General features: G+C 74.3%; 11 protein-coding genes. 8 read left to right on the top strand and 3 right to left on the bottom strand.

What is annotated here, in order from left to right:
• From IFT90_RS17300 to IFT90_RS09225, 5 genes are all read left to right on the top strand, one after another.
• On the top strand, positions 1 to 2,040 hold the full coding sequence (locus tag IFT90_RS17300; protein WP_192041915.1) for a TPM domain-containing protein: 2,040 nt from the start codon (positions 1 to 3) through the stop codon (positions 2,038 to 2,040).
• 110 nt (positions 2,041 to 2,150) lie between these two features.
• Positions 2,151 to 2,873, top strand: a complete 723-nt coding sequence (locus IFT90_RS09210; RefSeq protein ID WP_192041916.1) for a PspA/IM30 family protein — start codon at positions 2,151 to 2,153, stop codon at positions 2,871 to 2,873.
• Positions 2,870 to 3,946: a DUF418 domain-containing protein gene (locus tag IFT90_RS09215; RefSeq protein ID WP_192041917.1), complete on the top strand. Its 1,077-nt coding sequence runs from the start codon at positions 2,870 to 2,872 to the stop codon at positions 3,944 to 3,946. Before IFT90_RS09210 ends, IFT90_RS09215 begins: the two co-directional genes overlap by 4 nt.
• Before the next feature lie 46 nt (positions 3,947 to 3,992).
• The gene (locus IFT90_RS09220; protein WP_192041918.1) at positions 3,993 to 4,820 is read left to right on the top strand and encodes an arginase family protein; all 828 of its coding nucleotides are present in this window, start codon (positions 3,993 to 3,995) and stop codon (positions 4,818 to 4,820) included.
• Positions 4,817 to 5,638, top strand: a complete 822-nt coding sequence (locus IFT90_RS09225; RefSeq protein WP_192041919.1) for a crotonase/enoyl-CoA hydratase family protein — start codon at positions 4,817 to 4,819, stop codon at positions 5,636 to 5,638. Before IFT90_RS09220 ends, IFT90_RS09225 begins: the two co-directional genes overlap by 4 nt.
• A gap of 122 nt (positions 5,639 to 5,760) precedes the next feature.
• Here the strand turns inward: IFT90_RS09225 and IFT90_RS09230 are convergent, their stop codons facing one another.
• Entirely contained in the window at positions 5,761 to 5,931 is a 171-nt protein-coding gene (locus IFT90_RS09230; RefSeq protein WP_123546355.1) for a CsbD family protein, read from the bottom strand.
• Positions 5,932 to 6,102: 171 nt separating this feature from the next.
• Between IFT90_RS09230 and IFT90_RS09235 the strand changes: the two genes are divergently transcribed.
• From IFT90_RS09235 to IFT90_RS09245, 3 genes are read left to right on the top strand one after another with little or no spacing between them, the layout of a single operon-like run.
• Positions 6,103 to 7,503: an NAD(P)/FAD-dependent oxidoreductase gene (locus IFT90_RS09235; protein WP_192041920.1), complete on the top strand. Its 1,401-nt coding sequence runs from the start codon at positions 6,103 to 6,105 to the stop codon at positions 7,501 to 7,503.
• Positions 7,500 to 7,856: a Fe-S oxidoreductase gene (locus IFT90_RS09240; RefSeq protein WP_192169191.1), complete on the top strand. Its 357-nt coding sequence runs from the start codon at positions 7,500 to 7,502 to the stop codon at positions 7,854 to 7,856. The genes IFT90_RS09235 and IFT90_RS09240 overlap by 4 nt, the downstream gene beginning before the upstream one ends.
• Positions 7,853 to 8,674 carry an SDR family NAD(P)-dependent oxidoreductase gene (locus IFT90_RS09245; RefSeq protein ID WP_146900030.1) on the top strand — a complete coding sequence of 274 codons (822 nt, stop codon included), beginning with the start codon at positions 7,853 to 7,855 and terminating at the stop codon, positions 8,672 to 8,674. Before IFT90_RS09240 ends, IFT90_RS09245 begins: the two co-directional genes overlap by 4 nt.
• A gap of 39 nt (positions 8,675 to 8,713) precedes the next feature.
• Here the strand turns inward: IFT90_RS09245 and IFT90_RS09250 are convergent, their stop codons facing one another.
• Positions 8,714 to 9,691: a siderophore-interacting protein gene (locus IFT90_RS09250; protein WP_371812204.1), complete on the bottom strand. Its 978-nt coding sequence runs from the start codon at positions 9,689 to 9,691 to the stop codon at positions 8,714 to 8,716.
• A gap of 92 nt (positions 9,692 to 9,783) precedes the next feature.
• Entirely contained in the window at positions 9,784 to 10,233 is a 450-nt protein-coding gene (locus tag IFT90_RS09255; RefSeq protein ID WP_192041921.1) for an SIP domain-containing protein, read from the bottom strand.
• Positions 10,234 to 10,537: the final 304 nt, after the last annotated feature.

Below are 10,537 nucleotides of genomic sequence, written 5' to 3' on the forward strand. Positions count from 1 at the left end.
GTGACCGTCAGCGCGAAGGGTCGACGAGACCGACGAGGGGTGCGGAGGGCCGTCACCGCCGGCGTGGCCGCACTGCTCGCCGCGGGGGTGATCGGCCTCGGCGCGACGACGGCCGCGGCCTCGCCGCCGGTCGACCTCGACGGCGCCTACGTGCTCGACGACGCCGGAGTCCTCTCGACGGCCGAGGTCCAGCAGGTCACCGACAGCCTCGATCAGCTCTCGGCCGACGCCGGGATCGACCTCTTCGTCGTCTACGTCGACTCCTTCGAGTCCCCCGCCGACAGCGCTGCCTGGGGCGTCGCCACGGCGGAGCGCAACCAGCTCGGCACGGACGACGTCCTCCTCAGCGTCGCGGTCGACGACCGGGTGTACGACCTCTCCGTCTCCTCGAGCTCGACGATCACCGCCGGCCAGCAGGAGGCCCTCCAGTCGGACGTCCTCGAGCCCGAGCTGCGCGACTCGGACTGGGCAGGGGCGGCCGTGGCCCTCGCGGACGGCATCCGGCAGGACGCCGCCGGCCCCGATCTCTCCTGGCTGCTCTGGGCGCTCGTCGGGCTCGTCGTCCTCGCCGCGATCGGCGCCGTCGTCTTCGCCGTCGTCCGGGGCCGCGCACGCCGACGCGCCTTCCGCTCCGCCGAGGAGGCGCAGGCCCAGCTCGATCGCCGCGCAGCCGCCCTGCTCGTCGCCCTCGACGACGAGCTGACCGCCGGCGCGCAGGAGGTCGGCTTCGCCGCGGCCCAGTTCGGCGACGAGGCCGTCGCCCCGTTCGCCGCGGCGCTGACCACGGCGAGGGAGCAGGCACGGGAGGCCTTCGAGCTCCAGCAGCGGCTGGACGACTCCGTGCCCGACTCGCCCGAGCAGCGTCGCGAGTGGACCGAGCGCATCGTCCAGCTCTGCGACGAGGCCGGACGCTCGCTCGACGAGCAGTCCGCGGCCTTCGACGCCCTCCGTGCCGACGAAGAGCGCGCTCCCCGCGACGCGGCTGCGCTGCCCGGGGAGGTCGCCGGCCGGCGAGAGAAGGTGCAGCGTGCCCGGGCAATCCTGACGCAGCTCCAGCAGACGTACTCGGCCAGGGCCGTGGCCACGGTCGCCGACGCCCCGGACCAGGCCGACCGCCTCCTCGACTTCGCGGACGAGTCCGCCGCCACGGCGACCGCGGCGATCGGTCGGGACGACACCGGCGAGGCCGTGGGGTCCGTGCGTGCGGCACGACAGTCGCTCGGCCAGGTCGATCAGCTGGTCGGCTCGGTCGACAAGGCGGCCGAGGCCCTGCGCACCGCGGGCACGACGATCGCCGCGCTCTCGGCCGACCTCCGGCGCGACGTCGCCGCGGCCGAGTCGCTCCCCGACGACCGGGTGCCCGAGGGGGTCGACGTCGCCGGCGCGGTCGCCGCAGCTCGCGCCGCCGTCGCCCTGGGCGAGACGCAGACCGACGACCCCCTCGCCGTGCTGACCGGCCTCGACACCGCGAACGTCCGCATCGACGCCGCCCTCGTCGCCCTCCGCGACGCCGTCGAGAAGGACCGCAGGGCCCAGGCCGCGCTCGACCAGGCGCTCCTCACCGCCCGCAGCCAGATCAGCGCCGCCCGCGACTTCATCGAGACCCGACGCGGCGCGGTCGGTCCGCAGCCGCGCACCCGCCTCTCCGAGGCCGAGAGGCACCTCGCGACGTCCGTCTCGCTCGCGACCTCCGACCGCGATCGCGCCCTCGGCGAGGCGCACCTCGCGGTGCAGCTCGCCGGAACTGCCGCGTCGGAGGCGCAGGCCGAGGTCTCGTCGTACCAGCAAGGCGTGCCGTTCGGCGGCGGAGGACGAGGCGGCGGGGCCGACCTGAGCGGCATCGTCACCGGGATCGTCCTCGGCGGGTTGCTCGGCGGCGGAGGCGGCGGGCGCGGCGGCGGCTTCGGCAGCGGCGGGCTCGGCGGCCTCGGCGGCTTCGGCGGACGCAGCGGCGGAGGCGGCGGCTTCGGAGGCGGCGGCTTCGGCGGCGGAGGAGGCGGCGGGGGCGGCGGACGTCGCTCCGGCGGCGGGCGCTTCTGACCCGGTCCGCCCCGTCCCGGACGACGACCCAGACGACCACGACGACAACGACACTCCCCGGCGGGCGCCGCCCGGCGGGACCGACGCACCACCCACGAGAGGACACCACCATGGCGAAGCAGTCCATCTTCGGCCGGATCGCTCAGCTGACCCGCGCCAACATCAACGCCCTGCTCGACCAGGCGGAGGACCCTGCCCTGATGCTCGACCAGATGGTGCGCGACTACACCAACAGCATCGCCGAGGCCGAGTCGGCCGTGGCCCAGACCATCGGCAACCTCCGGCTGCTCGAGCAGGACCACGCGGAGGACGTCGCGGCGGCCGCCGACTGGGAGCGGAAGGCCCTGGCGGCGAGCAACAAGGCGGACCAGCTCCGCACCGCCGGCAACGCCGCCGACGCCGACAAGTTCGACGCGCTCGCCAAGGTCGCCCTCGGCAAGCAGATCTCCTCCGAGAAGGAGGCGAAGGACGCCGAGCCGACGATCGCCTCCCAGACCGTCGTCGTCGACAAGCTGAAGGCAGGGCTCACCGGGATGCGCTCGAAGCTGGACCAGCTCGACTCGAAGCGCAACGAGCTGATCGCCCGCTCGAAGACCGCGGCGGCACAGTCGCAGGTCGCCGACGCCCTCGGCAGCATGGACGTCCTCGACCCCACGAGCGAGATCGGCCGCTTCGAGGACAAGGTCCGACGCGAGGAGGCCAAGGTGCTCGGCCAGCAGGAGCTCGCCGCGTCCAGCCTCGACGCGCAGTTCGAGGGCCTCGAGGACCTCGACCAGCAGACCGAGGTCGACGCTCGGCTCGCCGCCCTGAAGCTCGGCGCCCTCGACGCGTGACCACCGCCTCCGGCTCCCTCGCCCCGCCTCCCGCCGTGCACCGGCCGGGCGGCGGGGCGTCGCGCGTCGTCGCCGTGGACGTCGCGCGGGGGCTGGCGGTGCTCGGCATGTTCGCCGCGCACATGTGGCCACGGGCCGAGCTCGACGAGCGGGTCTTCGACGGCCGGTCGGCGATCCTGTTCGCCACCCTCGCGGGCATCTCGCTCGGCCTCTCGTCGGGCGGGTCACGCCCTACGCCCCGAGGCGGCCGCGCCCCGGTCGTCGGCTCCGTGCTGATCCGGGCGGCGGTCCTCGTGCTGCTCGGCCTCGTGCTGCAGGCCTGGAACGAGTACGTGCTCGTCATCCTCCCGTACTACGGCGTGATGTTCGCGCTGCTCGCCGTCGTCCTCTTCGCCCCGCGCCCCGTCCTGCTCGCGCTGGCCGCGGTCGTCACGGTCGGCGCTCCGTGGCTCGCCGACCGGGTGCCCGTGACGACCCTCGGCAGCCCTCTCGCGGGAGGGGTCGTGGGGCTCGCGCAGGACGCCCTGCTCGTCGGGTCGTACCCGGCGCTCGTCTGGCTGCCGTTCCTGCTGGTCGGCCTCGTCGCCGCGCGGAGCGACCTGCGGCGCCTGGGCACAGCGGTCGTCCTGCTGGTCGCGGGCGTCGTGGCGGCGGTCGTCGGCTACGGGTCCCGGTGGCTGCCGGGCGCCTCCTCGTGGCCTGCCCTCGACCCGGCCGCGCACGAGGGCGCACCGGCGGAGATCGTCGGCTCGGGCGGCACGGCCCTCGCCGTCGTCGGCCTGCTGCTGCTCGCCACCCGGCCGGCCTGGGCGGCCGGACGAGCCGTCGCCACGGGCCTCTCGCCGCTCGCCGCCGTCGGGAGCCAGCCGCTCACCATCTACTCGGCGCACCTCGTGCTGACGGCTCCCCTTTTCACCCTCTACCGCCTCGACGGCGGACGGTACGGCCTGCCCCTCGGCTGGTTGGTCGCGGCCGTCGTCCTCACGATCGTCTGGGCCGTCCTCTGGCGCCGCTTCGTCGGCCGCGGGCCGCTCGAGCGTGTCGTGGCCCGGGTGAGCAGGCCCTGGGGATGAGCGCCACCCGGCGCTCGGCGGACCGCCCTGTGCCAGACTCACGCGCATGAGGTTCGTCGTGGTCCCCCAGTGGCAGGGTTCTCCGTCGTCGAGGGCGATGCGGCTCGCCGAGGGCGCGTACGCCGTGCTCGGCGACCTGCCCGCGAAGTCGACCGCCGTGGTCGAGGTGCCGGTCGGCGCCGGCGACTCGCTCGGCACCCGCGTGCACAGGTTCTCGTCGGTCGTGGCCGTGGCCGCGTCGCTCCGCCGCGAGCTCGAGGCCGAGGCCTCGCCCGCCCTCGTCGTGGGCGGCGACTGCGGCGTCGAGTACGCCGCCGTGCAGCACACCCTCGGCCCCGACACCGCCGTCGTCTGGTTCGACGCCCACCCCGACCTGCACAGCCCGCGCACCAGCGAGAGCGGCGCCTTCAGCGGGATGGTCCTCCGGGCCCTCACCGGCGACGGCACGGACGAGCTCGGCGCCCTCGAGGCCGGGCCCGGGGCGAGGCGCCTCGAGCCGGGCCGGATCGTCCTGGCCGGGAGCCGCACGTACGACGACGCCGAGGACACCTGGGTCGAGAGCCGCCGTGTGCGCACGGTGTCGTCGCTCGACCTCACCCCGGAGGAGGTGGTCGAGGCAGTCGCCGCGACCGGCGCCACCGAGGTGTACGTCCACGTCGACCTCGACGTGCTCGACCCCGGCACCCTCGACGGGCTGCTCGAGCCGGTCCCCTTCGGCCTCGACCCGGCCGTCCTGATCGCCACGATCACCGCCCTCAAGGAACGCTTCACGCTCGTCGGTGCGGGCCTGTGCTCGTTCGCCCCCGTCGACGCGGCCGCCGCGGCCGACGACATGGGCACGATCCTCCGCGTCGTCGGAGCACTGGCCCGATGACCGACGGCGCGGCGAGCGACGGCACGGTGAGCGACGACCGGCCCCGCGTCTCCGTCGAGCGCGACGAACACGTGCTCCTCATCGGCCTCGACCGCCCCGAGAAGCGGAACGCGGCCGACCGGCGGATGCTCCGCGAGCTCTCGCTCGCCTACGGCCTGCTCGACCGCGATCCCGACCTGCGGGTCGGCCTGCTCGTCGGCCACGGCGAGCACTTCACGGCGGGCCTCGACCTCGGCGACGTCGCCCCCGCCGTCGGCGAGGACGGGCTCGACGTCGTCCCCGAGGGCGGGCTGCATCCCTGGCAGGTCGAGGGGCGTCAGCTCACGAAGCCCGTCGTCGCCGCCGTGCAGGGCACCTGCCTCACGCTCGGGGTCGAGCTCGCCCTCGCGAGCGACGTCGTCGTGGCCGAGGTCGGCACCCGCTTCGGGCAGATCGAGGTGAGCCGCGCGATCCTCCCGTTCGGCGGGGCCACGATCCGGCTCCCCCGCCGGGTCGGCTGGGGCGACGCCATGCGCTGGATGCTCACCGGCGACCTGTTCGACGCCGAGGAGGCGCGGCGCATCGGGCTCGTGCAGGAGGTCGTCCCCGAGGGCGAGGCCCGCACCCGCGGCCTCGAGCTCGCCCGCCGCATGGCCGCCCAGGCCCCGCTGGCCGTGCAGGCGACCCTGGCGAACGCCCGGCTCGCGGTGCGCGAGGGGGACGCCGCCGCGGAGGCGCGGCTGCAGCCGGAGCTCGTGCGGCTGATGCAGACCGGCGACGCGCGCCGGGGCATGGAGGCGTTCCTCTCGAGGACGACGGCGGAGTACGAGGGCGACTGACCGCCTCCTCGTGTCGCCCTCCGCAGTGCGGACGACGACGAGACCGGACGGTGCCGGCCCCTGACACGCAGGAGCCCGCCTCCCCCTGAGGGGAGACGGGCTCGAGAACGAGGCGGATCGACCTACTTGAAGACGTCCTTGACGTCCTCGCCGACCTTCTTGGCGGACGCGCCGGCCTGGTCCTTCTGACCCTCGGCCTTGAGGCTGTCGTCGCCCTTGCGGTCTCCGATGGCCTCCTTCGCCTTGCCGGCGATGTCCTGAGCGGCGTTCTTGATCTTGTCGTCGAGTCCCATGGTGACCTCCTCGCTAACGGCGCTGTCTGCGCCTTTTCCAGCACCGTACGCCTCCGGGCCCGCGACGTCCTCCCCTGTCAACCAGTACTCAGAATCCGTACAGCGATCGTTCATGCGGGTGATGGGCGGTCCCCCGGCGCTCGACAGGCCACCGGGACTACCGTCTGACCCATGACGACTTATGACCTCATCGTGATCGGAGCCGGCGCGGTCGGCGAGAACGTGGCGGACTACGCCACCCGCAGCGGGCTGGAGGTGGCCCTCGTGGAGGCCGAGCTGATCGGCGGCGAGTGCTCGTACTGGGCCTGCATGCCGTCGAAGGCGCTCCTCCGCTCCACCTCGGTGATCCGGGCCGCGAAGTCCGTGGGCGGCGCCGCCCAGGCGGTGACCGGCGACGTCGACGTCGCCGCGGTGCTGCGCCGACGCGACTCGTTCACGAGCGGCTGGGACGACTCGGGGCAGGCCGACTGGGTCGAGGGCGCGGGCATCGCCCTGCTCCGCGGCCACGCGACCATCACCGGCGTCAAGGAGGTGACGGTCGACGGGACCGTGCACACGGCCCGCCACGCCGTGGTCGCGGCCACCGGCTCCACCGCCCTGCTGCCCGACGTGCCCGGCCTGGCCGAGGCGCGTCCGTGGACGAGCCGCGAGGCCACCAGCGCCCAGACGGTTCCCCAGAGCCTCGTCATCGTCGGAGGCGGCGTCGTCGCCCTAGAGATGGCCACCGCCTACCAGGGCCTCGGCTCGACCGTGACGGTCATCGCCCGCAGCGGCCTGCTGGGCGGCCAGGAGCCCTTCGCCGGCGAGCTCGTCGGCAAGACCCTGAGCGAGCGAGGCGTCGACGTGCGCGTCGGCGCGTCCCCCGCCTCCGTCCTCCGCACCGAGCACGACACGGTCGAGGTCACCCTCGACGACGGCAGCGTCGTGATCGCCGACGAGATCCTCGTCGCGACGGGCCGCGTGCCGCGCACCTCCGACCTCGGCCTCGAGAACGTCGGCATCGAGCCCGGCGACTGGCTGCAGGTCGACGACACGCTGCTCGTGCACGGCACCGACTGGCTCTACGGCGTCGGCGACGTGAACCACCGTGCGCTGCTCACGCACCAGGGCAAGTACCAGGCCCGCGCCGCCGGCGAGGTCATCGCCGCCCGCGCCCTCGGCCGTGAGCTGATGACCGAGCCGTGGGGCGCGCACGTCGCGACCGCGGACGACGCCGCCGTGCCCCAGGTGACGTTCACCGACCCCGAGGTGGCGAGCGTCGGCCTCACCGCGGACGCCGCCGAGAAGCGGGGCATCGACGTGAAGGTCGTCGACTACGACCTCGCCGGCGTGGCCGGGTCGGCCCTGCACTCGGACGACTACGAGGGGCACGCCCGGATCGTCGTGGACGAGGGCCGCAAGGTCATCGTGGGCGCCACGTTCGTCGGGCCCGACGTCGCCGAGCTGCTCCAGGCCGCCACGATCGCCGTGGTCGGCGAGGTGCCGATCGACCGCCTGTGGCACGCCGTCCCCGCCTACCCGACGGTGAGCGAGATCTGGCTGCGCCTGCTCGACGCCTACGGGCGTCCGTGAGGAACCCCCTCCTCGACTCGCCGGTCTCGCGCCTCGGCTGCGCGTGGGCGACAGCCGTCGGGCTCGCGATCGGCGTGCCGCTCAGTGTCGGCCGGGTGCGCGTGGTCGGCGACCTGATCGTCTGCCGGGGCCTCCCCCGGTGGGCGTTCAAGCGCGGCGGCACCTGCGTCGGGCGGGTCTACCTGACCCGTGACAACGACGGCCCTCGCGTGCTGCAGCACGAGGCCGTCCACGTGAGGCAGTGGCAGAAGTACGGCATGCTGATGCCGTTCCTGTACTTCCTGGCCGGCAGCGACCCGCTGACGAACAGGTTCGAGATCGAGGCAGGCCTCGAGGAAGGCGGCTATCGATGACCCGCACCGTGATCATCACCGGAGCCAGCAGCGGCATCGGCCGGGAGGCGGCGATCGAGCTCGCGGCGGGAGGCGCGCAGGTGGCCGTGGTCGGCCGCAACGCCGAGCGCACCCGCGCCGTCGCCGACCAGGTCGGCGGCCGGGCGTTCCTGGCCGACTACGACCGGCTCGACGACGTACGCCGCCTCGCGGACGAGCTGCTCGAGGCGTACCCGCGCATCGACGTGCTGGCCAACAACGCGGGCGGCCTCGTGAGCGAGCGAGGCCTCAGCCACGACGGGCACGAGCGCATCCTGCAGTCGAACCACCTGGCGCCCTTCCTGCTGACGCGCCTCCTGCTGCCCCGGCTGCTCGAGAGCTCTGGCCGGGTCGTCTCGACGGCCAGCGTGGCCAACTTGTTCGGCAGCGTCCGGCTCGACGACCTGAACTGGGCCAAGCGGCCCTGGCTCGGCGGCTGGCGCCAGTACGGCACGAGCAAGATCGAGACGATCCTGTTCGTCCGCGAGCTCGCCCGGCGCACCGGCCTGGAGGCGTTCTCGTTCCACCCCGGCATCGTCAAGACGTCGTTCGGCTCGTCGTCGCCGATGTGGCGCATGGCGAACGTTCTCTCGAACGGCAACTACGGCATCTCGGCCCACGCGGGCGCCGTACCCCTGATCCAGCTGTCGGGCCCGAGTTCGGTCAGCGTCGAGAACGGCACCTACTTCGACCAGCTGAAGCCGCACGGCCGGCTGCACCGGCACGCGCAGGACGACCTGCTGGCCGAGGCGCTCTGGGACAGGACGAGCGAGATCGTCGGGGTCGACCCGCAGGTCTGACCGGCGCGGCCCCAGGGCGGGCCTCCGCGCCGCCCCGGGTCACATCTCCGCGCGGCCCAGCCGCCAGTAGCCCATGAAGGCGACCTGGCGGCGGTCGACGCCGACCTCGCTCACGAGGAACCGTCGCAGCGCCTTGATCGCGCCGGCCTCGCCGGCCAGCCAGGCATAGAGCTCGCCCTGCAGGGCGGCGCCGTGCGGCGCCTCGCCCTGCGGGACGTCCCAGAGGATGTCGTGCTCGATGTCGACCTCCTCCAGGTCGACGCCGCGGTGCCACGCGGTCACGTAGCGGGCCGTCCAACCGCGCACCGCGGCCTGCAGGGGCGCGCCGTAGGCAGCGTCGACGGCCACGTCCGCGGCGGCGTCGGCCTTCGGCGCCCCGCTGCCGGAGCGCGGCAGCCAGTGCACGGTCACGCCGGGCGGCGCCACCAGCGGCAGCACGTCGTCCGCGGTCGGCACCTCGAGGAACACGCAGCCCCGGGCGTCGGCCGGCAGCGACTCGACGATGGACGAGATGGCGGGCACGGCGGTCTCGTCGCCGGCGATCATCACGGTGGAGGCACGGCCGGGCGCCCACTCGACGCCGCTGCCGGTGACCCCGCTCGTCGCGTCGGGCCCGATGAGCATCGCCACGTCGCCGACGCGGGTGCGGGCGAGCCAGGAGGCCGCGGCCCCCTGGTCGCCGTGGCTGACGAAGTCGACGTCGACCTCGCGGAGCTGCGGCCGGACGGCGCGCGCCGTGTAGGTGCGGAAGGCGTTCTGCTCGTGCGCCGGCAGCGCCCGCCAGGAGGGCCACCAGTCGTCGGTGGGGAACGTGTCGTAGCCGGTGGCCTCGAGGGGCAGCACCAGCTTGATCCGCTGGTCGAGGCCGTCGACGCCGAAGTCGGCGAGGTCGTCGCCGGTGAAGGTCACGCGGACGAAGTGCGGGCTCAGGGCCTGCAGGGCCGCGACGCGCACCCGGTACGGGCGGTGGGCGGGCTTCGGGCGGGCCTCGGGCGGGGCCTCTGTCGTGATCGTCACGAGTCGAGCCTAAGGCATGCCTTACCTAAGTCGACGGGAGTCGCCTCGACGTCGAACGACAGGTGTCGACCACGAGCCGAGGAGGCGGGCGCTCAGACGGCGGTCGTGCCCCGGTCGGAGGGCACGCCCTGGTGGGGCGAGACCATGTCGTGCAGGTCGCGGCGCAGGTCCCACGCGAAGCCCTCGGGGCCCCCGAGCCAGATGAGGTGCTCGGCCTCGGCCAGCGCGTCGGCGTCGACGTACATCTCGGCGAGCCACGCGCGCACGGCACGCTCGACCGCCTCGCCGGACGCGCAGGAGAGTCCGCTGCCGGGCGCGCCCGATCGGCGGTCGCGAGCGAGCCAGGTGACCGTGACGCGGCCGGGCGACGGCAGCTCCTCGATCTCGGCCGCGGTGTCGACCTCGACGAACACCTGGCCCCGGGCGCAGATCGGCAGGGCCGCGAGCATGGCACGGAGCGTGGGGACCGAGGAGGCGTCGCCCGCGAAGAGGACGCGGATCGCGTCGTACGGGAGGGGCGGGTCGGCGAAGTCGAGGATCATGTCCCGCCCAATGTAGGTGAGGCTTGCCTCATCCGCCACTCGGCGGCCTGCCCTCGCGGCAGGTGCACAGGCACCGCCCGCGCTCGGGCGCACGCGCGGCCCGGTGCCGGGCCGACCCCCGTGTAGTAGATTCTCTGACGTCCACGGGTCCGGCAGCGACCTGGGGGCGAGGGGCGGCGCGTCAGTCCGGCAGCGACGACGTGCCAGCCGTGGTCCGACGTCCACAAGCGACGACGGTCCTCCTTCGACCGGAGCGTGCAGGTCGCCACGAGCGACGGTGCACGCCGACCCGAACCGCTCCCGA

The sequence above is a fragment of the Frigoribacterium sp. CFBP 8766 genome, assembly GCF_014841435.1.
Classification (GTDB): domain Bacteria; phylum Actinomycetota; class Actinomycetes; order Actinomycetales; family Microbacteriaceae; genus Frigoribacterium.